This is a genomic window from Gordonia hydrophobica NBRC 16057 (assembly GCF_001592365.1).
GTDB classification, from domain to species: domain Bacteria; phylum Actinomycetota; class Actinomycetes; order Mycobacteriales; family Mycobacteriaceae; genus Gordonia; species Gordonia hydrophobica.
In genome coordinates, this window is record NZ_BCWU01000004.1 from 26981 (window position 1) to 50087 (window position 23107).

Below are 23107 nucleotides of genomic sequence, written 5' to 3' on the forward strand. Positions count from 1 at the left end.
CACACACCCACACTCGCTATCCACAGGACCCGCAGGGTGGGGAGTGGTGGTCGGGGCCGCACTGGCAGACAATAACGGGCAGACCTGCCCCCGGTGACCCGCCGCCGTTAGTGGCGGTTTCCTGGGACTCAGTCGCCTCGCGATTGAGAAAGGGCTGGTAGGAGGATCCTCCTACCAGCCCTTTGTCGCTAGGGTCTCGACCGATTCTCGGCCTTCGGCCTCGTGAATCGGCTCGACCTGCCGCTCCGCGTCACTCCTGCTCAGTCGCCCACGACGCCTGGGGCGTTCTTGCTGACCTGCATCAGGAACTCGACGTTGCTGCGCGTCTTCTTGAGCTGCGCGATCAGGAGGTCGATCGCGGCCTGCGAGTCCAGGCCGGCGAGGAGGCGACGCAGCTTGTGCACGATCGCGAACTCGTCGGGCGAGAGCAGCAGTTCGTCCTTGCGGGTGCTCGAGAGGTTGACGTCGACTGCGGGGAACACGCGCCGCTCGGCGATCTTGCGATCGAGCTTGAGCTCGGCGTTGCCGGTTCCCTTGAACTCTTCGAAGATGACGGTGTCACCGGTCGAACCGGTCTCGACGAGTGCCGAAGCGATGATCGTCAGCGAGCCGCCGTTCTCGATGTTGCGGGCGGCACCGAGGAAACGCTTCGGCGGATACAGCGCCTGCGAGTCGACACCACCGGACAGAATGCGGCCGGACGCCGGCGACGCGTTGTTGTAGGCGCGGCCGAGTCGAGTGATCGAGTCCAGCAGCACCACCACGTCCATACCGCTCTCCACCAATCGCTTGGCGCGCTCGATGGCCAGTTCGGCGACGCTGGTGTGATCTGACGGCGGGCGGTCGAAGGTGGAGGCGATGACCTCGCCCTTCACGCTCCGCTGCATGTCGGTGACCTCTTCGGGACGCTCATCCACCAGCACCACCATCAGGTGGCATTCCGGGTTGTTGGTGGTGATCGCGTTGGCGATGTCCTGAAGGATCGTGGTCTTACCGGCTTTCGGCGGCGACACGATCAGCGCGCGCTGTCCCTTGCCGATCGGCATGATCAAGTCGATCACGCGCGTCGACAGTCGCTCTGCGCTGGTCTCCAGACGCAGCCGCTGGTTGGGGTACAGCGGCGTCAGCTTGGTGAAGTCAGGGCGCTTGCGCGCCGCGTCGACGTCAGTGCCGTTCACGGTGTCCAGGCGCACCAGCGGATTGAATTTCTGGCGCTGGTTGTTCTGGTTCTCGCCGTCCCGCGGCACCTTGACCGCACCGGTGATCGCGTCACCGCGACGCAGTCCGTTACGGCGGACCATGTTCATCGACACGTAGACGTCGTTGGGGCCTGCGAGGTAGCCGGACGTCCGAACGAACGCGTAGTTGTCGAGCACGTCCAGAATGCCTGCGACCGGGGCGAGGACGTCGCCCTCGTTGACCTGCGGATCGCCCTGGCTGCCGCCGCCTTCGCGGTCACGTCCGCGACGACGTTCGCGGAACCGCCGACCGCGGCGACGACCGCTGCCGTCTCCGTCGTCGTCGCGATTGCTGTTGTCGCGGTTCTGGTTGCCCTGACCCTGATTTCCCTGGTTCTGGTTTCCCTGGCCCTGGTTGCCCTGAGCCTGGTTTCCCTGTCCCTGGCCCTGATTGCCCTGAGCCTGATTACCCTGGCCCTGAGCCTGGTTGCCCTGGTTATTGTCGCCGTGGGACTGGTTCTTCTGGCCGGCCTTGTCGCCGGAATCCTGGTTCTTCTCGCCCTGGCTCCGGTTGCCGTTGTCGCGGTTCCGCTGGCGGTTGCGACGGTTGTCGCCGTCACCGCGCTGCTGTTGGTCACCGCCACGCTGCTGCTGATCACGCTGCTGACCTGCAGTGCTGTCGGCATCACCGCCGGCGGCCTGGGCAGACCGGCCCTGCGTCGACCGCTCGTCGGTTCGGTTCTGGGCGGGTGCCTCGGCCGACTTCTCGGCGGGGTTCTTCTCCGGCGCCGTCGCTGTCGGGGCCTCGGACGGTGTCGCCCGAATCTTCGGAGCGTCAGCCTTCGGAGCCTCAGCCTTTGGGGCTTCAGTCTTCGGAGCCTCGGTCTTCGGCGTCTCAGTCTTCGGGGCCGCCGCCTTCGGGGCGGTCGTCTTCGCCGCAGCCTTCGGAGCGGCGGCCTTGGCCCCTCCCCCGTGCTGATGAGCACGAATGACGTCGATCAAGTCCCCCTTGCGCATGCCCGAGGTGCCCTTGATGCCGAGTTCTCCGGCCAGAGCACGGAGTTCCGGCAGAAGCATGGCGGAAAGTCCGGTACGGGCCCGCTTCGGTGCCTGCACATCCGTTTCGGTCACGGAATTCCTTTCGTTCCCCGGAATTCAGATACCGGGGTCTCTGCCCAGATGGGCGGAGAAGCAAAAATTGTTGGTTCGCCAGACAATCGGGTGGAGATCAGACACGCCCTGTGTTCCGGCGGGGCACACTCAGCGTACCACCGGGTAAATACGAACTCAGGAAATGACCTCGACGCCGCCCGCCACGTCGACCGGAATCGCAGTGAATCCCAGTTCGGCAGCAAGTGCGACCTCGGGCGCTCCAAGCGGGGCAGTTCCCAGAACCAGCACCGAAGGTCCAGCACCCGATACGGTAGCGGCGCAACCGGCGTCGCGCAATGCTTTCACCAGGCGAGTCGTGTCCGGAAGTGCCTCGGCACGGTAATCCTGATGGAGCCGATCCTGTGTCGCATCGAACAGACAGTCCGGATCAGCGGTCAACGCCACCACGCCCAGCGCCGCACGACTGACGTTGAACACTGCGTCTTTCCGGGGCACGGAGTCCGGAAGGACGCCGCGGGTGGCTTCGGTGGACGACTCGAACTGGGGAACGCAGGCCGTCACCACGATCGACGGGTGCACCGACAGACGGCGCGCGTAATACGCGTCGTGACCGTGCGACCAGGTGACGACCGCCGAACCGAGCACCGACGCCGCGGCGTTGTCCGGATGTCCCTCGAATTCACTGGACAGCTGCACCAGCGTCTCGGCGTCGAGCGCCGCTCGACGACCGTCCGCGGCGACCAGCGCCGATGCCGCGGCCAACCCTCCGACGACGGCCGCCGCCGATGAGCCGAGGCCCCGCGAATGCGGAATCGCATTGCGGGTCTCGAGATGGAATCCGGGCACCGCGACCCCCGCGGCCTCGAATCCGCGCACGACTGCGCGAGCCACCAGGTGACGTTCGTCGAGCGGCACCTGGTCGGCGGCCTCGCCCGCGACCGCGACGGTGATCCCCCCGTCGGTGACCGTGACGGCGACCTCGTCGTAGATCGAGAGCGCCAGGCCGAGGCAGTCGAAACCCGGCCCCAGGTTGGCACTCGACCCGGGCACTCGAACACGGACCGAGAGCCCCTGCGCAAGAATGCATTTCGCGTCGGGCGCGCCGATCGTCGTCCGTGTCGTCATCGTCGTTTCCAACTCGTCAGTTCACACCCAGAGCCTGCGCCACGGCCACCGGATCGACGCCGATCGCGTCGACCTTCGGCATGCCGAGCAGTGCGGTGTCGGGATCCTTGAGCCCGTTGCCGGTGACGGTGCAGACCACCGTCTCGCCTGCCTTGACCCAGCCTTCTTCGCGGCTGGCCAGCAGACCTGCGACGCTGGCTGCCGAGGCCGGTTCCACGAACACGCCCTCCTGCCCGGCGACGAGCTTGTAGGCCTCGAGGATCTTCTCGTCGGTCGCGGCACGGAACATGCCGCCCGAGGCGTCCTTGGCGTCGACCGCCTGATTCCAGCTGGCGGGCGAGCCGATGCGGATGGCCGTGGCGATGGTCTCCGGTTCGCTGACCGGAGCGCCGTTGACCAGCGGTGCGGCACCAGCGGCCTGGACGCCGAGCATGCGCGGAAGCGAGTCGATGATGCCGTCGGCGTGGTACTCGCGGTAGCCCTTCCAGTAGGCCGTGATGTTGCCTGCGTTGCCGACGGGCAGCGCGTGCACGTCGGGGGCCTTGCCGAGGACGTCGACGATCTCGAACGACGCCGTCTTCTGCCCCTCGATGCGAGCCGGGTTGACGGAGTTGACGAGTTCGATCTCCGGGTAGTCGGAGGTCACCTTGCGCGCCAGCTCCAGACAGTCGTCGAAGTTGCCCTTGACCTGGATCACCTTAGCGCCGTGCATGACGGCCTGGGCCAGCTTGCCCATGGCGATCTTGCCCTCGGGGATCAGCACCGCGCAGGTGATGCCCGCGCGGGTGGCGTACGCGGCGGCGGACGCCGACGTGTTGCCCGTGGACGCGCAGAGGACGGCCTTCTTGCCGTGGTTGACGGCGTTGGTGACGGCCATCGTCATGCCGCGGTCCTTGAACGAACCGGTCGGGTTGAGCCCCTCCACCTTGAGGTAGACCTCGCACCCGGTGATCTCCGAGAGCACCGGTGCTGCGACGAGCGGGGTCGCCCCCTCGAGCAGGGTGACGATCTTCCAATCGTCCTGGACCGGCATCCGGTCACGGTAGGCCTCGATCAGGCCGGGCCATCCACGGTGAACGGGCTGGTAGTCGGTGTCAGTCATCGGTTCCCTCCAAACGGAGCACGCTGGACACCTTGAGTACGGAGTCCATCTTTTCGAGTGCGGCAACGGTGTCCGACTGTGCGCGGTCGGATGCACGGTGAGTCACGACGATGAGGCGGGCGTCGTCGCCTGCACCCTCCTGGCGCACGGCGGCGATGCTGATGCCGCGCTGGGCGAACTCACCGGAGACCTGATGCAGGACTCCCGCGACGTCCGCCACCTTCATCGAGACGTAGTAGCGGGTCGGGACCTCGTCGATCGACGCGACCGGCAGCCCGGCGTAGGTCGACTCCAGCGGTCCGCGGCCGTCGAAGACGCGGTTACGAGCGGCCATCACCAGGTCGCCCAGCACCGCCGATGCGGTCGGCGCGCCGCCGGCGCCCTGACCGTAGAACATCAGCCGGCCGGCGTTCTCCGCCTCCACCGCGACCGCGTTGAACGCACCGTTGACGGTCGCGAGCGGATGATCCAGCGGTACCAGCGCCGGGTAGACCCGCGCAGAGATCTTCTGCTCGCCGTCGACGTCGATGCGCTCGCAGATCGCGAGGAGCTTGATGGTGCAGTCGAACTTCTTCGCCGCGTCGAAGTCCTTCGCGGAGATCCCGGTGATCCCTTCCCGGTGGACCTCGGAGGCGGTGACGCGCGAGTGGAAGGCGATCGACGCGAGGATCGCGGCCTTGGACGCCGCGTCGTAGCCCTCGACATCGGCCGTCGGGTCGGCTTCGGCGTAGCCGAGGCGTCCGGCTTCGGCGAGCACCTTGCCGTACCCGGCGCCGCTCTCCCCCATCTCCGACAGGATGAAGTTGGTGGTGCCGTTGACGATGCCGGCCACCCGAGTCACCGAGTCGCCCGCGAGCGACTGCGTCAGCGGCCGGATGACCGGAATCGCACCGGCGACCGAGGCCTCGAAATACAGGTCGACGCGGCGGTCTTCTGCGGCCTTCGACAACTCGCCCGCATGCTCGGCCATCAGCGCCTTGTTGGCAGTGACGACCGACTTGCCGCCTTCGAGCGCGGTCAGGATCAATTTGCGCGCAGGCTTGATGCCGCCGATCAGCTCGACGACCAGGTCCACGTCGTCGCGCTGCACCAGTGCCATCGGGTCGTCGGTCAGCAGTGCGGGGTCGACGCCGTCACGCGTCCGCGTGGTGTCGCGCACCGCGACACCGCGGAGCTCCAGCGGTGCACCGACGCGGGCCTGCAGGTCAGCGGCTTTGTCGGTGAGAATCCGAACGACCTCGGTACCGACATTGCCCATGCCCAAAACGGCGACGCCGATCGGACGGGACGATTCACTCATTCGGAATCCACCTCCAAGCTCAAGAAGTCTTCGACCGTCTCCCGTCTCAGCATGACCCGGGAGCGGCCCTCACCAACGGTGACCACGGCCGCACGTGGCGCCATGTTGTAGCGACTCGACATCGAGTAGCAGTAGGCGCCGGTGGCGCCGACCATCAGGATGTCGCCCGGCGCCAGATCCTCCGGCAGCCAGCAGTCCCGGATAACGATATCGCCGCTCTCACAGTGCTTGCCCACCACCCGGCACACGACGGCATTCGCCGTCGACACGCGCGATGCGAGCCGGACGTCGTACTCGGCGTCGTAGAGAACGGTACGGATGTTGTCGCTCATGCCGCCATCGACCGAGACGTAGCGGCGGACGGTGTCGCCGTCGAGCGCCACGTCTTTGATGGTGCCGACGCGGTACAGCGTGACACCGGCCGGGCCCGCGATGCCGCGCCCGGGTTCCACGGCGATGGTCGGCATCGGCAGATCCAGCGCCTTCGTCTCGCGGCGCACGATCTCCACGAGGGCTTCGGCGAGCACGCTCACCGGCGGCGGGTTCTCACTCTCGAGGTACGAGATGCCCAGTCCGCCACCGAGATCCAGGACCTCGATCTGCTTGGTCTTGTCGACTCCGAACTCGGCGACGATGTCGGCGAGCAGACCGATCACGCGGCGCGCGGCGAGCTCGAACCCGTCGATCTCGAAGATCTGCGACCCGATGTGGCTGTGCAGGCCCACCAGACGCAGGTTCTGGGTGGCGAAGACGGCGCGGACACCGTCCATCGCCTTGCCGCCCGCGAGCGCGAATCCGAACTTCTGGTCCTCGTGGGCGGTGGAGATGAACTCGTGGGTGTGGGCCTCGACGCCCGGTGTGACGCGGAGAAGGACGTCGGCCACCACGCCCCGCTCCCCGGCGATGCGGTCGAGTCGCTCGATCTCGATCATCGAGTCCAGGACGATGTCGCCGACGCCCGCATCGATCGCGGCCGCCAACTCCACCTCCGACTTGTTGTTGCCGTGCAGTGCGATGCGCTCGGCCGGAAAGCCCGCGTGCAGGGCGATCGCGAGCTCGCCTCCGGAGCACACGTCCAGCGACAGGCCCTCCGACTCGATCCACTTGGCGACCTGCGTCGACAGAAACGCCTTCGACGCATAGTGAACGCGGCCGTACGGGCCGAAGGCGCCCAGCATGTCGGCGCACCGTGAACGGAAGTCGGCCTCGTCGTACACGAACAGCGGGGTGTCGTAGTCGGCGGCCAACTGCTCGACGGACACGCCGCCGAGTTCAACGACGCCGTCGTCGTTCCGGGTGGTGCCGCGCGGGTACACGTTCTCCGGAATCCGCGAGAGTTCTTCCGGGCGGTTGGGGCGCTCCGCGAGATGCGGGGCGGCGAGGATCTCGGCGTGGCGGGGGCCTGCGGGATGGGCCATCAGATGTGCTCCTGCATCGGGGGTGGGTCGTCACATTCTTTCGGGGGCGCTCACGCCGACCATGGCGAGGCCGTTCGCCAGCACCTGGCGGGTCGCCGCGCAGAGAGCGAGGCGTGCGGCGTGGACCTCGCTCGCGTCTTCGTCGCCCTGCGGCAGCACCCGACACCGCGCGTAGAAGCGGTGGTAGGCGCCGGCGAGGGATTCCAGGTAGCGGCACACGCGATGCGGCTCGCGCAGTGTCGCTGCGGTGGTGACCACCTCGGCGAAGTCGCCGAGCGTGCGGATGAGGTCGCCTTCGGCGGGGTCCTCGAGCAGATCCAGGTGCTCGACGCTGCGCGTGAGGCCCAGTTCGTCGGCATGCCGGGCCAATGCCGACAGCCGAGCATGCGCGTACTGCACGTAGTACACCGGGTTGTCCGACGACTGCTTGCGCAGCAGGTCCAGGTCGATGTCGATGTTCACGTCGATGGACGAGCGGATCAACGCGTACCGGGCGGCGTCGACACCGACGGCTTCGACGAGGTCGTCGAGGGTGATGACGGTGCCCGCACGCTTGGACATGCGGACCGGCTGGCCGTCCTTGACCAGGTTCACCATCTGACCGATGAGCACCTCGACCGCGGAGGGGTCGTAGCCGAGCGCGGCCGCTGCTGCCTTGAGCCGGACCACGTAACCGTGGTGATCGGCGCCGAGCATGTAGATGAGGTGGTTGGCGCCGCGCTGGTGCTTGTCGCGCAGATACGCGATGTCGCCTGCGATGTAGGCGTGGTTGCCGTCGCTCTTGATGACGACCCGGTCCTTGTCGTCGCCGTAGTTGGTGGAGCGCAGCCACCAGGCGCCGTCGGCGTCGTACAGATTCCCGCTGGCCTTGAGCTCGGCGATCGCCTCGTCGACCAGGCCGCGGTCGAACATGGAGTTCTCGTGCGTGTAGACGTCGAAGTCGGTGCCGAAGTCGTGGAGCGTGGTCTTGATGTGGGTGAACATCAGCTCGACGCCCTCGGCGCGGAACGCCTCCCGCGCGTCGTCGACCGGGAGTTCGAGGATGCCGGGCACCTTCTCGACGACCGTCGCGGCGATCTCGTCGATGTACTCGCCCGCATACCCATCGTCCGGCGTCGGCTCGCCCTTCGCCGCAGCCATCAGTGAGTTCGCGAAGCGGTTGATCTGCTCACCGTGATCGTTGAAGTAGTACTCGCGGGTCACCTGGGCGCCCCGGGCGCTGAGCACGCGGCCGAGGGCGTCGCCCACGGCGGCCCAGCGGGTGCCGCCGAGGTGGATGGGGCCGGTCGGGTTGGCCGATACGAACTCGAGGTTCACGTTCATCGCCGCGAGCTCGTCGCCGCGACCGTAGTCCTCGGCCTGCTCCAACACCGTCGCGACCGTCTGGTTCTGCGCCGCCGCGGCCAGCCGGAGGTTCACGAATCCCGGTCCGGCGATCTCTGCGGAGTCGATGCCCGCGTCGGCCGCGAGCTCCTCGGTGAGCCAGGTCGCGAGTTCACGAGGATTCACACCGGCGCGCTTACCCAACTGCAACGCGATGTTGGTCGCGTAATCACCGTGCTCGGGGCTGCGCGGTCGCTCCACGACCACCGTCTCGGGAATGAGCGAGGTGTCGAGGTCATGCGCGTCAAATACCTTCTGCGTCGCAGCGCGAAGCAGAGCAGCGAGTTCGGTGGGAGTCACAGATGCACATCTTATTGTCACCGGTGCCCTTCGCGACAATCGGAGGTCCCACGCGTCTGCAGCGCCGTGGTCCGCTCCCGGTGTCAGGCCAGGTTCAGCTGCCAGGAGACTCCGAAGCGGTCGTTGACCCAGGCGAATGCACTCGAGAAGCCGTACTCCCCTAGCGGCATCAGCGTTGCGCCGCCCTCGCCCAGGATCTCGACGAGGCGTTCGAGTTCGTCGCGGCCCTCGACATCGACGAACAGCGAGGTGGACGGGGTGAAGTCGAAGGCGTGGTCGACGGCGCTGTCGCTGACCAGGATCCGTTGCCCGGCGAGATCGAGTTCGGCGAGCATGACGCCCTTCGACGCGTCGGGCTGCGGCGTCGACGAGACGACGCGCGCGTCGGGGAAGGCAGTGCGGTACAGCTCGATCGCCTGAGCGGCAACGGCGCCTTGAAACATGAGGAACGGACGGATCTGCGTCATGCCGCGAGAGTACCGACCGACACCGACAGTCATTCGGCGATCAGCAATCGCTGCCCTACCGTTGGGTTCATGGCATCGGTGGTCGTGGTCGGCAGCATCAATCTCGACATCGTGACCGCGTGTCCGCGGTTCCCCCGGCCCGGCGAGACCGTGACCGGATCCACCATCGCCTACGGCCAGGGAGGCAAGGGCGCCAACCAGGCCCGTGCGGCGGCCCGCGCAGGCGCTCCCGTGGTGTTCATCGGCGCGGTCGGCGACGACCCGGCCGCCGCAACGGTTCTGGAACCGCTGGCCGCCGTCGGCGTCGAGCTGCGCGTCGACTCCGTGACCGGCCCCACCGGGGTGGCTGCGATCACGGTCGATTCGACCGGAGAGAACACGATCGTAGTGGTGCCCGGCGCCAACGACGCCCTGACACTCACCGCCGACGACCGTCGGGTGATCGCGGCATCGGATGTGCTTCTGCTCCAACTGGAGGTGCCCGACGCGGTGCTGCTCGACGCCGCGCGGTCCGCGCGTTCGAGCAGAACCGTCGTCCTGCTGAACCCGTCGCCGGTCCGCGACCTGCCGCCCGAACTCTGGTCGCTCGTCGACGCCGCGGTCGTCAACGAGAATGAATCCCGTGTGCTGGCACGGGAGTTGACCGGGGTGCGTCTCGTCGTGACGACGTTCGGCGGCGACGGCGCCGAACTCCGCTCCTCGGCGGGAGTGGTGCGCGCATCGCCGATCGCCGTCGACGTCGTCGACACGACCGGCGCCGGCGACGCCTTCACCGGTGCCCTGGCCGCCGCGTGGGACCTGCCGGAACCCGAGCGACTGGCGCGCGCCAATGCCGCGGGCGCCTTGGCCGCCACCGTGGCCGGTGCCGCGTCGGCTCCCACTGCGACCGAGGTCGACGAACTCCTCGGTCGGCGTCCGCCCGCTCGTTAGTGCGCCGCTGTGACCACCGGTGGTCTCAGCGGCGCGAGTACTCTGATGCCTCGCGCACCTGCTCAGGCGTCGGCGTGACTCCCGTGTAGAGCGCGAACTGTGCCGCGGCCTGCCCCGCGATCACCGCGTCGCCGCTGATCACGTCCGCATCGCGGGCTCGCAGCGCGCGCACCAGCGGTGTCTGAGATGGCATAGCCACCACGTCGAGACACCCGGTCGCAGCCTCGACCACGTCGCCGGGGAAGGGCAGACCGTCCGCGTCCGGTCCTCCGGCCATACCGATCGGTGTCGCGTTGACCAGCGTGACCGGCCGCGCATCGCCGACCTCCGTCGCATGCCGGAATCCATACTTCTCGGCGAGCGCCGAACCCGTCGCGGCGTTGCGGGCGATCACCGTGACGTCGGTGAAGCCCGAGTCCCGCATGGCAGCGACGACCGCCTTCGCCATGCCGCCACTGCCCGCCACCACCGCCGACGCCTGACGGTCGAACGACGACGCCGCCAGCAGATCGGCGACCGCCTGATAGTCGGTGTTGTAGGCGTGCAGCACGCCGTCCTTGTTGACGATGGTGTTGACCGAGTCGATCGCCGCCGCCGACGGCTCCATCACGTCGACCAGCTCGATGACCGCCTCTTTGTACGGCATCGACACCGCCGCCCCACGGATCGGCAGACCGCGGATGCCCGCGACCGCCGCAGCGATGTCCGCGGGCGCGAACGCCTTGTACACGTAGTTCAGGCCGAGCTGGTTGTACAGGTAGTTGTGGAATCGGGTCCCGATGTTCGACGGTCGCGCCGCCAGTGAGACGCAGAGGACGGTGTCGCGATCGAGGGTGCGGGCGTGCGGTGCGGTCGTCATGCACTCAGGATAATCGCGTGAGCCTCGCACCCTTGACAGAGTCCGAACGTAAGCGGATACTTACCGTTCGTGAAGACTAACGGAGATAATGAGTCGGCGTGGACCGTCCTCGGAGACGGATCCCGCCGCGAGATCCTGGAACTCCTCACCCGTGATCGGATGGCGGTCGGAGAACTGGCCGACCGCCTCCCCATCAGTCGACCCGCGGTGTCCCAACACCTGAAGGTGCTGAAGGACGCCGGGGTCGTGACCGACGAACAGCACGGCACTCGTCGCGTGTACTCCGTGAACGCGGTCGCCTTGTCCGCGCTCCGCGATCAGCTCGACGCGTTCTGGAGCCGTGCCCTGAGTGGTTTCACCGATGCCGCACAACGATCCACCCCCACAGAACAGGACGAATCCCATGAGTGACGAGACGTCGACCATCCACCGCGCGGTCACCGTGCCGCTCCCCGCCGCTGAAGCGTTCGAGCTCTTCACAGCTCGATTCGGCGACTTCAAACCCCGCGAACACAACCTCCTCGGAGCGCCGATCACCGACACCGTCTTCGAGCCCCGTGTCGGCGGCTCCATCTTCGACCGGGCGGAGGACGGATCGGAGTGCCGCTGGGCGCGAATCCTCACCTTCGAACCGCCGACGCGGGTGGTCTTCAGCTGGGACATCGGCCCCACTTGGCAGATCGAGGCCGACCATGCGAAGTGCAGCGAAGTCGAGGTCCGCTTCACTGCCGATGGCGACCGATCGACGGTGGTCGCCGTCGAACACCGGCATCTCGACCGACACGGACCGGGATGGGAGTCGGTCCGGACGGGTGTCGCCGGCGACGCGGGCTGGCCGCTGTACCTGACTCGGTTCGGCGAGTTGGTCGCCGCGCCATGACCGGCCCGACACCCCCGACCGTCACCGTCGATGACCGTTACGAGTTCTTCGACGACCGCGACCGCCTCGACTACGACGCGATCGTCGAATTCCTCACCCACCACGTCTATTGGGGGACGTGGCGCAGCCCCACCGACATTCGCGCCGCGATCGCCGGATCGTGGCGCGTGGTCGGCGCCGTCGACACGACGACCGGCGAGCTGGTGGCGTTCGCTCGCGCCATCTCGGACGGCGTGACGGTGGCGTACCTCGCGGACGTCTTCGTTGTACCGTCGGCGCGCGGCCATGCACTCGGCAAGAAGCTCGTGGATCAGATGATCGAACGCGGCCCCGGCGCACACTTCCGCTGGCTGCTGCACACCGCCGACGCACACGGGCTCTACAAACAGTTCGGCTTCGTGGAGCCCGACGAGACGGTCCTGGAGCGGCGCCGCATCCGGCCCATTCCGCCACGACCGTGAACACACCCCGAAATGCACGACTGCAGGTCGGAGACTTCTCCGACCTGCAGTGGTGTCTCTGTGCCCCCCGTAGGATTCGAACCTACGACCTTCTGCTCCGGAGGCAGACGCTCTATCCCCTGAGCTAGGGGGGCTCGATGGGCGAGAGCAACATTAGCGCACAGCCGCACCACACCCAAACACGGGGCGCGTGTTGCGCGCCTCGAAACCGGTCACACCGCGATCAGCTTCGCACCCGCAACCTCGTTGTATCGGTCCGGAGTGCAGGTCAGGACGATGATCTGCGCGTCGCCGCCCGCGGACCCGAGGACCTGCGCCATCGACGCCAGTCGGCCTGGATCGGTGTAACCGAGAGCATCGTCGAGGATCAACGGCACGCCGTCGGCACTGTCGACGAGCGTGGCGCACGCCAGCCGCGCCAGCAGCCCCAATTGCTCCTTGGCGCCCGCCGACAGCGCGTCGACGTCGACGGTGACGCCGTCGAGGGTGCGGGTGGCGATGACGAAGTCGTCGGTCACGTGGAAGCTGACGTCGTCGCCGAAGACGGGCGCGGCCAGCGTTTCGAGTCTGCGGGTGAAGGGGTCGACGTAGCGGGCACGACTCTCGTTCCGCTTGCGCTGCAATGTTTCGTGCAGGGCGCGAGCGCCTGCGGCGCGCGCCGACACCCGGGTCAGCCGCGCCTGTGCGGCGTCGTTGGTCGCCATCGCGTCCGAGAGTTCGTCGAGGCGACCGTCGTTGCGACAGACCTCGAGTCGCGTCAGGAACTCCGTGCGCAGACGCTTCTGCTCCGACAGCTGCTTACGAGTCCGCTCCAGAACCGACTCCGCATGCGCGAGCCTCGCCTGCAACCCGCCGATGTCGAGTTGCTCCAGACGCAGTGACCGCGCCGCGAGCACGGAGTTCGCCTTCTCGAGCGCTGCAGCGGCGTCGGCGACCCGCACTGCCAGGGCGTCGTCGTCGACCCGCTCCGCGGCGTCGGTCAACTCTGCGTCCAGGGCGGCGATCTCGGCCGCGATCCGAGTACCGGACTCCTCCAGCGCATCGGCGCGGCCGATGTGCTCGCGCGCCGTCGACAGTCGCGCGTCCCGTGTCCGCTCGGCGCGCGCAACGAGATCGGCTTGTTCCCGTTCGGCGGACCGCAGCACGGCAGGGTCCTCGACGACCGTGACGGGTCCATCCGTGATCCGGTCGACGAGGTGGTGCCGCTGACGTTCGAGGTCTTCTCGACTCGATCCGCCGAGTTCGCGCTGCAGGTCACGGTCGATCTCGGTGACGCGGCGCACTGCCTCGGTTCGACGGTTCGCCGCCGGAGCGACGTCGGCGAGGCTCGGCACTTCGCATCGGTCGAGCAGTTCGGTCTCGCGACGACGCAGCTCGGCCAGTTCCCTGGCGACGACGGCGGTGTCGGCACCGGGACGGACCTCGATCCGGGCGACGCCGGGGATCTCGACGACGGTCTCATCGGCGGCACCGACCGTGACGTCGCCGTCGATCGCGGCGCCGTCGACGTGCACCTCGGCAGACCCGAGTCGGGTGACGGCGACCGCGGCCGCTGCGGCGTCGAGTCGCGCGGTCAGCGCCGTGAGCTCGCGGTCGATCGACGTGGCCGCACGGACGTCCGCGGCGGTCACGCTGATCTGATCGGCCGCCACGCGCGCCCTCGCGAGTTCGCTCTGCAGCCGCACGACCTCGGCGAGCGCCGCCTCCACCCGCGTCAGCCGAGCGCGATCCGCGGCGACGAGTGCGGCCGCTTCTGCCGCCGCCAGGCGGGTTCGGAGACGCTCGAGCTCGGCCGTCGCGGCCGTATTCTCGACCGTCAGGGCTGCGGACTCTTCGGTCGCGGCCGCAGCCAACCCGCGGAACTCAGCGATCCGCGCGGAGTTCTGTTCCTTCGCGTCGACGAGCTCGGCGCGCCGCGCGCGGCGTCGGTCGCGCTGGTGGACCGCGTCGACCGCGACGCGATGCGCCAACTGCTCGGCCTGGACCACCGCCTCGGCGGCACGGACCTGCTCTCGGGCGCCCTCCGCCTCGGCGACGGCGGCCGTCATCGTCGCAACCTCGACGTTCTCGTCCTGTTCCGCGGCGAGCAGTTGCTTGATCGCGTCGGCGACGTGAGGCAGCCTGTTGGTCGCGTCCTGGACGCGGGCCAGGATGGCTTCACGCTCGGCGACGTCCGCTTCCGCCGAGCGTGCCGCCTCGCGGGCATCGGCCAACTCGCCGGTCGGTCGGCCTTGCGCCACCGTGAAGTACTTCGCGTACTCGGCGGTCACCGCAGCCACGAGGTCCTGGGTCGCAGCCGACTCGCCACCGTCCGACTCCGCCTCGCCCGCGGCGCGGTCGAGCGCCTGCGACAGTGCGGCACTGTTCGCGAGATCGCCGAGCGCCGGATCAGTGGACTGCAGCAGGCGGAGTGCGCTGAACAGCGTTCGGTCGAGCGACTCCGACAGCATCTTCTCGACGCGTTCGTGCGCCTCACGCCCGGCTAACTGCTCACGAATCGGTTCGACGATCGTCAGTGTGGTCTCCGGCTGGCGATTGAAGCGCTTCGCGTACTCGAACCGCCACGGCCCGCACGAGATGTCTGCCCACACCTCGGTCCCGACGTCGCGTCCGGCCGGTTGGATCGCACGGACCTGCTTGGCTTTGCTGCTGGCCTGTGCGGCGAGCAGGAGGTCGAAAGCCTCCATCATCGACGACTTGCCCGCCTCGTTGTCGCCCTCGATGACGGTGACGCCGGTGTCGGCGAACTCGATCTCCCGCGACTGCACGCCGCGGAAGTGCTCGACCCGGAGGCGGTGCAGCCTCATCGCCCGACTCCTGAGAGCCGGTACAGCAGTCCCAGGGCGGTCCGCGCAGCATCGGCATCGGCGACGTCGACGGTCGCGGCTGCACGATCGGCGAGTTCGACCGCCGCAGCCGCCGCATACCCCTGCAGTTCGAGTGCGTCGACGTCCGACGGATCCGACACGACGGTCAGATCGTGGTGTCGTTCCCAGACGGTGAGGGCCGCGAATCGATCTCCGAACTCCTCGAGCAGCTCGTCCAACACCACCTCGTCCGCGACGCTGATGGTCCCAGTCAAGGCCAGCTGGACCACGGTCCGCGGCTTGTCGGACATCGCGGCCAGGGCGGCCCGGAGCCGATCGATGTCGGCGACGCTGTTCACGTCCTCGCGAAGCGTGTGGAACGCCCACTGCCCCACCCGATGCGGCGTCACATCGGCGGACGACTGCGCCCCGCGCGTCAGGGTGACCTCCAGAACGTGACCGGGTGCGGTCTCGACATGGTCGAAGGCGGTGACTTCGGGTGCGCCCGAGTACCAGATGCGGCCGGAGTCGCCGACCGAGGTGACCGAGTGCCGATCGCCGAGGGCCACATAATCGACAAGCCGATCGGCGACCGCGACATCGAGCGTCGCCGCGCCGACGATCGACGGATCGGTGTTGGGGCTGAGGGTGTCGACTCCGCCGTGACCGACGACGATCCGGATGTCATCGGACGGCGCCAGTGTCACCAGTTGGTCATTCACGAGATCGGTCAACGGGCGCTTGGTGGTCCACGGCGCGGCGACGATGCTGACGCCGTCACGAACCCGAACCACGCCCGCGGTATCGAGGACGACGACGTTCGCCGGGCACGCCTGCGTGAACTCGCGCGAGCGATACACGCTGGTCGCGTCGAGCGGGTCGTGATTGCCGGGCAGCAGGTACACCGGCACCGGATAGTCGCCCAAGGCGTCGAGCGTGCGCCGGATGATCCGGGTGGAGACACGCGGGTCGTCGAAGACATCGCCGCAGACGACGACGAACTCGGCGCCGGTCTCAGCCGCGAGCGCCCCGATCCGAACCACGGCGTCCTCGCGAGCGGCGTTATAGGTGTGCTGCGCCTCGCCCGCGAGGAAATGGCGCGTCATCCCCAGTTGCCAGTCTGCAGTGTGCAGGAAGGTGACCGTCGGGGCGGTATCGGTGTCGGTGGGCGGCTCCGGATCCGACATCGGCGTCGGCACCGCGAACAACGCCAACGGTTCAAGGTCGAACAGCGGCTCCGTGACGCACGTGTTGGCGTCGAGCGCAGAGTCGTCGTATACCGGCCGAGACATGCCCGCTCCTTTCACCGTGAGGCTGACCCGTCGAGACGATGGTACGAGCAGCCTCCGACAAAATCGGTCAGACGTCGCTGCGGAGTGTCTCGGGAACCGTGTCCGACCCGGCGCCGCCGCCACCGGTCGAACCGGTGCGGACCAGGAACAACGTCGTCGCAGCGCCGATCAGCAGGACGCCGCCGCCGAGATAGATCGATTGGCCCATCGCTCGCGCGAAGCCCTCACGCAGCACTTCTGGCAGCTGCTGCACGGCTCCGGTGTGATTCGTGGCGTCGACCCCCGGCAGGTTGGCCGCGAGCCGCGACATCATCAGTGCGCCGATGCCCGCGGACCCGATCACCGACCCGATGACGCGGGTGGTGTTGTAGACCCCGGCGCCCGCGCCGGCCTGGTGCCACGGAAGGTTGCGAGTCGCGGTCGCGGCCAACGGCGCCCACACCGCAGCACTGGCCAGACCCATCAGCAGCGTCGGCGACACCAACAGCCAGACCGGGGTCTCCGGACGGAAGACCCAGCCCGCCCAGAACGAGGCGACGGCATACCCGAGCAGACCGAGCGCGATCACGTTGCGCGGATGCACGCGGTCGAGCACTCGGCCGACGATCGGCGCGAACACACCGGTCAACACCGCCATCGGCACCATGACCAGTGCGGACCGCAGCGGCGACATCCCGCCAACCAGCTGCAGGAAGAACATGATCGGGATCATCGAGCCGGACACGGCGAAGCCCATGGTGGCGATCCCGACGTTCGAGACGCTGAAATTGCGGTCGCGGAACAGCGCCAGCGGCACCAGCGGCTCGCCCCGCATGCGGTGCTCCCACACGACGAACACGACCATCACGACGACGCCGAAGCCCACCAACGCCCAGATCCAGCCCGCCCAGGAGTACGACTCTCCCTCCTGAATGCCGAACACGAGCGCCGACAGCCCGACGGCCGACAACCCGACCCCCACCCAGTCGAATCGGTGATCGTGCGTCGGGACCGCGGGCACCAGCGCTTGCGCCAAGACCAGGCCGACCAGTCCGACCGGCAGATTGACGAAGAAGATCCACTCCCACCCGAACGAGTCGGTCAAGAGCCCGCCGAGCAGCGGGCCGACGAGCGTCGCGACCCCGGCAACAGTCCCCCACACGCCCATGGCGGCGCCGCGCCGCTCAGGCGGGAAGATTCGCGTGATCAGGGCCATCGTCTGCGGGGTGATCAAGGCGGCGCCGAGTCCCTGGACCGCGCGCGCCGCGATCAGCTCGCCGATGTCGGTCGAGAATCCGCACCACACACTCGCGGCGGTGAAGAGCAGCAGACCCGCTTGATAGACCCGCTTGGGGCCGACCTTGTCTCCGAGTCGGCCCGCGATCAGCAGCGGCACGGCGTACGTCAGCAGGTAGGCACTGGTGACCCAGACGATGCCGTTGACGTCGGCATCGAGGGCCTGCATGATCTGGGGTTGCGCCACCGCGACGATCGTCATGTCGACGAGGATCATGAAGAATCCGACACAGAGCGCCATCAACGCGGCCCAAGGCCGATCAGTGACGGACTGGAATGTCGACGCCTGCGGAGTCGAGGTCACCGGCGTCCCCTTTCGAAGTGAATGCGGGAAAGGTTAACACCGCCCTCCGACGTCGGCCGACATCCGTTCGGCGGACCTGGAGCAGCAAAACCCGATGTGACGCGCGCGACGTCCAGACGGGAACATACCGGCGCCGCGCACGGTTGCAGAAAGGTGGTTCACCGCGTCCGCGCGGGGCTCGAGCCACCGACGTCACCGCGTTCGCCGCCACCTGCCGTCAGGGGTCGCGCCTATCCTGGTGACATCGCTTGACGACTGCGCCTCGCACCCGCGAGTCGGAGCGAACGAGGGAGGACCGAGATGCGTAAATCGAAGCGCACTGCTGTGCAGACCACCGACGCCGCAAGCGCACTGCCCGCCGCAGCGCACCACGACGCGCCTGCGCAGAACCCGCAGAAGGCAGGCAAGTCCACACTCGCCGTGGTCGGCGCCCTGGTCGACAAGGCACAGCGCCTGCAGCAGCCCGCCGTCGCCAAGTACGTCGCACGAGTGCGGGCGAATCACCCCGATGAGGGGCCCGAACAGGTGATCCGCCGACTGGAGAAGAACTACCTCCGCACCGTCACCGCATCGGGCGGAGCCGTCGGCGCCGCGGCAGCCGTGCCCGGAGTCGGCACAGTCACCGCACTCAGCGCCATCACTGCCGAGAGCGTCCTCTTCATCGAGGCGTCCGCATTGTTGGCCCTCGCGATCGCGGAGGTGCACGGCATCTCCCCCGCCGACACCGAACGACGCAAGACGCTGGTGCTGGCGGTGGCCCTGGGCGACGAAGGCACCACAGTGGTGGGCAAGGCGGTGGGCGCGAAGGGGCGCGACGCCATGGCCAAGCTCGACGTCCCCGGGCTGCCCGCCGTGAACTTGAAGGCCATCAACCGGACGCTCGGCAATCGATTCGTCCGGAAGTTCACGCTGGGCAAGGCGCCGGTCGTGATGGGCAAGCTCATTCCCGGAGGGATCGGCGCCGTGATCGGCGGCGTCGGGAACCGAGCCCTCGGGTCAGTGGTGCTGCGGAACGCGCGCGAGGCGTTCGGCCCGCCGCCGCGGTTCTGGGACGTCGACGGCGAGGTCCTCGCCTTCCGACGCACCATCGAGGCAGGTTGACCGACCACTCCCCGATCCCTGCGACTGACGGCTGGATCCGCAGACTCGTAGCCGAATGCTGGCGGCACCGTCGCCTGGCGATCGTGCTGATCATCGCGACGCTGGGTGCGGTGGCCGTCGACATCGTCGCGCCGTTGATCACCAAGGCGGCGATCGACTCGGCGACCGGTCACCAGACGACGCGCTACTCGCTGTCGGTGTTGATCGGCGCCCTGCTGGTCGGAGCGGTGATCCGATACGCGGGACAGTTCGGTCGGCGAATGACGGCCGGCCGCATGGCCATCACCGTGCAGGACACCCTTCGGCGGCGACTGCTCGACACTCTCCACCACGTCGACGGCCCTTCCCGTGACACCATCCGGACCGGTCAGGTGGTCTCCCGCTCGATCTCCGATCTGCAGGTGGTGCAATCACTGCTCGCCATGGCTCCGCTCTCGCTCGGCGGCAGCGTGCAGGTGGTGCTCTCGCTGGTCGTGATGGCGTGGCTGTCGCCGCTGCTGACCCTCGTCGCGATCGCGGTGGTCCCGTTGATCGCCGTCATCGTCTACCGCAGTCGCCGTCGGCTCTTCGCGGCGACCTGGGCTGCTCAGCAGTCCGCCGCCGAGGTCGCGGGCCACGTCGAAGAGACCGTCACCGGGGTGCGCGTGGTGAAGGGCTTCGGTCAGGAGCGACGTGCCACCGACGAGCTCGCCGACCTCGGCGACACCCTGTACCGGTTCAAGCTGCGGGCCGCGAAGATCAGCTCGCGGTTCCTGCCGACGATGGGTGCGGTCCCCCAACTCGGCATGGTCGCGGTGATCGGCCTCGGCGGCTATCTGGTGTATCTGGGCGACATCACGCCCGGCACCTTCCTCGCCTTCTCCACCTATCTCGCGACGATGTCGGGTCTGGCTCGCATCCTCACCAATCTGGTGGTCAACGCCCAACTGGCCGCGTCAGCGGTCACCCGCGTCTACGAGGTGGTCGACCACCCGCGCGACGATGCCTTCACGAACACCGGAACCGCGCCGTCGGGCCCGCTCGGTCTGTCCTTCGACGACGTCCGGGTCCAGTACGGCGACCGCGAGGTGCTGTCGGGGCTCGACCTGAGCATTCGTCCGGGTGAGTGCATCGCCGTCGTCGGCGGGCCGGGCTCGGGCAAGTCGACACTCGCCGAGCTGGTTACCGGCGCCTACCGACCGGATGCCGGCAGCGTCGCCCTCATCGGCGCCGACGGGACGCGCGCCGACGTCGACGCCCTCTCGACCGACAGCCTGTACGACGCCGTCGCATTCGTCTTCGATGAGTCGTTCCTCTATTCGACCAGCATCGCGGCGAACATCGCGCTCGGCGACGACGAAACGCCCGCGCACGTCGACGATGCGGTGATCGCGGCGGCGCGGGCGGCGGCCGCCGACTTCGCCACCGATCTGCCGGACGGCTATCTCTCCCAGGTGGGCGAACGCGGCCTCACCCTGTCCGGCGGTCAGCGTCAGCGCGTGGCACTCGCCCGCGCCCTCCATCGGGGCAGCCGTGTCCTGGTCCTCGACGACGCCACCTCCGCCGTCGACGCCGCGACCGAGGCCCGAATCTTCGCGCACTTCCGGTCGCTGGGCACCACAATGCTCGTGCTGGCCCACCGCGACTCCACGCTGACGATCGCCGACCGCGTCGCGGTCCTCGACGACGGCGTCGTCGTCGACATCGGGACGGTCGCCGAGCTCACCGCGCGCAGTCCCCGCTTCCGCCAGTTGATGTCCGCCACCGACACCGCCGAGCAACGCACCGCTGCGACGGCGAGCGTCGAGACGCAGCGGTCGATCACCGTCGACGACCTGTGGCCGGGCAACCGGGAGGCCGCGCCGCCGAAGGCCCGCGTCCAGGCCGCTCCCACCGTCCCCATGCACGGCGGCCGTTCGGGTGTGCTGGGCTCCATGCCCGCGACGGACGAGATCCGCGCCGCCGTCGACGCGTTGCCGCCCGCCGACGAACCTCCGCGCGTCGACGTCGCCGCGGCCCGCCGGGAACGATCGTCGTTCAGCCTGGCGCAGATCCTCCGCCCGGTCCGCGGGTTGCTCGCGCTGGTGGTGCTGACGATCGCGGTCGACACGGTGATCGGCCTCGTTTTTCCGACGCTGGCCCGCACCGTGCTCGACGCCGCCGCGAGCGGCGACGCCACCGTGATCGGCCTGGCGACCGTGGTGGGCGCGGTCCTGGTCGCCGTGACCTGGCTGGCCGGGGCCATGAACGTCGTCGCCGCGGCACGGGCCGGAGAACGCGTGCTGTATGCGCTCCGCATCCGCAGTTACGCCCACCTACAGCGACTCGGTCTCGACTACTACGAGCGCGAGCTGTCGGGCCGGATCATGACGCGGATGACCACCGACGTCGATGCGCTGTCCGGTTTCGTCCAGAACGGCCTGTCGACGGCCATCATCGCCGTCCTCACCATGGTCGGGGTCTCGGGCGCATTGCTCGCCACCGACTGGGAGCTCGGGCTGGTGATCGCGCCGGTGATACCGATCCTGCTGATCACCACGGTCGTCTTCCGCCGCTACTCCTCGCGCGCCTACACCCGCACCCGCGAGCTGGTGTCCGCGGTGAACGCCGACTTCCAGGAGAACATCGCAGGCCTGGCGACCACCCGCGTGTACGACAACATCGCGGCGGCACAGGCTGCGTTCGGCCGACGCAGCGATGCCTGGGTGGACGCACGGATGGACTCCCAGCGCGCCGTGTCGCTGTACTTCCCGTTCATCACCTTCTGTTCGGAGTCCGCGACCGCCGTCGTCCTCGGGGTCGGCGCGCACCAGGTCACGTCGGGCTCACTGTCCTCGGGCACGCTGATCGCCTTCGTGCTGTACCTCGCGATGCTGTTCGGGCCCGTGCAGCAGCTCACCACCGTGTTCGACGCCTATCAGCAGGCGGCGGTGGGCCTGCGCCGCATCCGCGACCTCCTGTTGACGCCCAGTTCGCTGGTCGACGCACCGCACGTCGACTCCGCACCGTCGGCGCAGGCACTCGCTGCGCCCGCCTTCCGCGGCGACGTCCGGCTCGACGAGGTCGGCTTCCGGTACGCGGGCGCCGAGCGCTCGGCGCTCTCCGACGTGAACCTGACGGTCCCCACGGGCACCTCGATCGCCCTGGTCGGCACGACCGGCGCGGGGAAGTCGACGATCGTGAAGCTGCTGGCGCGGTTCTACGACCCCACGGCGGGTTCGGTGCGCATGGACGGCGCCGACCTGCGCGATCTGGACCTCCAGCGCTATCGCAGTCGTCTGGGCGTGGTGCCGCAGGAACCGCATCTGTTCGCCGGGACGGTGGCCGGGAACATCGCGTACGGACGTCCGGACGCGTCGCGCGACCTCATCGCCGACGCCGCACGCCGGGTCGGCGCCGCGAGCATGATCGCGGCGTTGCCGGGCGGCATGGAGTTCGGCATCGCCGAACGCGGCCGGGGGCTCTCGTCCGGTCAACGACAGCTCATCGCACTCGCGCGCGCCGAACTCGTCGAGCCCGATCTGATCCTGCTCGACGAGGCCACCGCGACGCTCGACCAAGCGACCGAGGCACGGGTGCTGGCGGCTGGCGAAGCACTGTCGCGTCGTCGAACGAGCGTGATCGTCGCGCACCGACTCGCGACGGCCGCTCGCGCGGACATGATCGCGGTGGTGGACGACGGCCGGATCGTCGAACAAGGAACGCACGAGGAACTGTTCGCAGCGCACGGACCGTATCGGCGGCTCTGGGATGCCGGCGTGTCGCCGGACGACTGCGAGCCGCTGGGAGACGCTCGCGCGCTCGCACCGTGACTGCCGACGACCGATTGATAG

17 protein-coding genes and 1 tRNA gene are annotated in these 23107 nt (G+C 68.4%); 6 read left to right on the forward strand and 12 right to left on the reverse strand.

Translation table 11 applies throughout. The features are described from left to right. Positions 1-260: 260 nt before the first annotated feature. From rho to GH2_RS07995, 7 genes are all read right to left on the reverse strand, one after another. A complete protein-coding gene (gene rho / locus GH2_RS07965; protein ID WP_066165615.1) occupies positions 261-2309 on the reverse strand; it encodes a transcription termination factor Rho in 2049 nt (682 codons plus the stop codon). Positions 2310-2465: 156 nt separating this feature from the next. Continuing rightward, positions 2466-3416, reverse strand: a complete 951-nt coding sequence (gene thrB, locus GH2_RS07970) for a homoserine kinase (RefSeq protein WP_066165618.1) — start codon at positions 3414-3416, stop codon at positions 2466-2468. Between the two features lie 16 nt (positions 3417-3432). Then, positions 3433-4518 carry a threonine synthase gene (thrC, locus tag GH2_RS07975; RefSeq protein ID WP_066165621.1) on the reverse strand — a complete coding sequence of 362 codons (1086 nt, stop codon included), beginning with the start codon at positions 4516-4518 and terminating at the stop codon, positions 3433-3435. Then, positions 4511-5818, reverse strand: coding sequence for a homoserine dehydrogenase (locus GH2_RS07980; RefSeq protein ID WP_066165624.1), 1308 nt, complete (start codon positions 5816-5818; stop codon positions 4511-4513). The genes thrC and GH2_RS07980 overlap by 8 nt, the downstream gene beginning before the upstream one ends. After that, positions 5815-7239, reverse strand: coding sequence for a diaminopimelate decarboxylase (lysA, locus tag GH2_RS07985; RefSeq protein WP_066165627.1), 1425 nt, complete (start codon positions 7237-7239; stop codon positions 5815-5817). The genes GH2_RS07980 and lysA overlap by 4 nt, the downstream gene beginning before the upstream one ends. A gap of 27 nt (positions 7240-7266) precedes the next feature. Continuing rightward, positions 7267-8919, reverse strand: a complete 1653-nt coding sequence (gene argS, locus GH2_RS07990) for an arginine--tRNA ligase (RefSeq protein WP_066165630.1) — start codon at positions 8917-8919, stop codon at positions 7267-7269. Between the two features lie 83 nt (positions 8920-9002). Further along, positions 9003-9386: a VOC family protein gene (locus GH2_RS07995; RefSeq protein ID WP_066166490.1), complete on the reverse strand. Its 384-nt coding sequence runs from the start codon at positions 9384-9386 to the stop codon at positions 9003-9005. Positions 9387-9455: 69 nt separating this feature from the next. Here GH2_RS07995 and GH2_RS08000 point away from each other — a divergent pair, with 69 nt between their 5' ends. Continuing rightward, positions 9456-10316, forward strand: coding sequence for a ribokinase (locus GH2_RS08000; protein ID WP_066165633.1), 861 nt, complete (start codon positions 9456-9458; stop codon positions 10314-10316). 25 nt (positions 10317-10341) lie between these two features. Here GH2_RS08000 and GH2_RS08005 read toward each other — a convergent pair whose 3' ends face one another. Then, a complete protein-coding gene (locus tag GH2_RS08005; RefSeq protein WP_066165636.1) occupies positions 10342-11175 on the reverse strand; it encodes a shikimate 5-dehydrogenase in 834 nt (277 codons plus the stop codon). A gap of 69 nt (positions 11176-11244) precedes the next feature. Between GH2_RS08005 and GH2_RS08010 the strand changes: the two genes are divergently transcribed. The 3 genes from GH2_RS08010 to GH2_RS08020 are packed head-to-tail and all read left to right on the forward strand — an operon-like array spanning position 11245 to position 12516. Then, entirely contained in the window at positions 11245-11586 is a 342-nt protein-coding gene (locus GH2_RS08010) for an ArsR/SmtB family transcription factor (RefSeq protein ID WP_066165639.1), read from the forward strand. Next, positions 11579-12055, forward strand: a complete 477-nt coding sequence (locus GH2_RS08015; protein WP_066165642.1) for an SRPBCC family protein — start codon at positions 11579-11581, stop codon at positions 12053-12055. The genes GH2_RS08010 and GH2_RS08015 overlap by 8 nt, the downstream gene beginning before the upstream one ends. After that, on the forward strand, positions 12052-12516 hold the full coding sequence (locus tag GH2_RS08020; RefSeq protein WP_066165645.1) for a GNAT family N-acetyltransferase: 465 nt from the start codon (positions 12052-12054) through the stop codon (positions 12514-12516). The genes GH2_RS08015 and GH2_RS08020 overlap by 4 nt, the downstream gene beginning before the upstream one ends. Positions 12517-12577: 61 nt before the next feature. Here GH2_RS08020 and GH2_RS08025 read toward each other — a convergent pair. From GH2_RS08025 to GH2_RS08040, 4 genes are all read right to left on the reverse strand, one after another. Next, positions 12578-12650 (reverse strand) — tRNA-Arg (locus tag GH2_RS08025). Positions 12651-12728: 78 nt separating this feature from the next. Beyond that, positions 12729-15323, reverse strand: coding sequence for an AAA family ATPase (locus GH2_RS08030; RefSeq protein WP_066165649.1), 2595 nt, complete (start codon positions 15321-15323; stop codon positions 12729-12731). Continuing rightward, entirely contained in the window at positions 15320-16615 is a 1296-nt protein-coding gene (locus GH2_RS08035) for a metallophosphoesterase family protein (RefSeq protein WP_066165652.1), read from the reverse strand. The genes GH2_RS08030 and GH2_RS08035 overlap by 4 nt, the downstream gene beginning before the upstream one ends. 67 nt (positions 16616-16682) lie before the next feature. Beyond that, the gene (locus GH2_RS08040) at positions 16683-18131 is read right to left on the reverse strand and encodes an MFS transporter (RefSeq protein WP_084247380.1); all 1449 of its coding nucleotides are present in this window, start codon (positions 18129-18131) and stop codon (positions 16683-16685) included. Positions 18132-18494: 363 nt separating this feature from the next. Here GH2_RS08040 and GH2_RS08045 point away from each other — a divergent pair, with 363 nt between their 5' ends. Further along, the gene (locus GH2_RS08045) at positions 18495-19295 is read left to right on the forward strand and encodes a hypothetical protein (protein ID WP_239588579.1); all 801 of its coding nucleotides are present in this window, start codon (positions 18495-18497) and stop codon (positions 19293-19295) included. After that, a complete protein-coding gene (locus GH2_RS08050; protein WP_066165658.1) occupies positions 19292-23086 on the forward strand; it encodes an ABC transporter ATP-binding protein in 3795 nt (1264 codons plus the stop codon). Before GH2_RS08045 ends, GH2_RS08050 begins: the two co-directional genes overlap by 4 nt. The last annotated feature ends 21 nt before the right edge of the window (positions 23087-23107 follow it).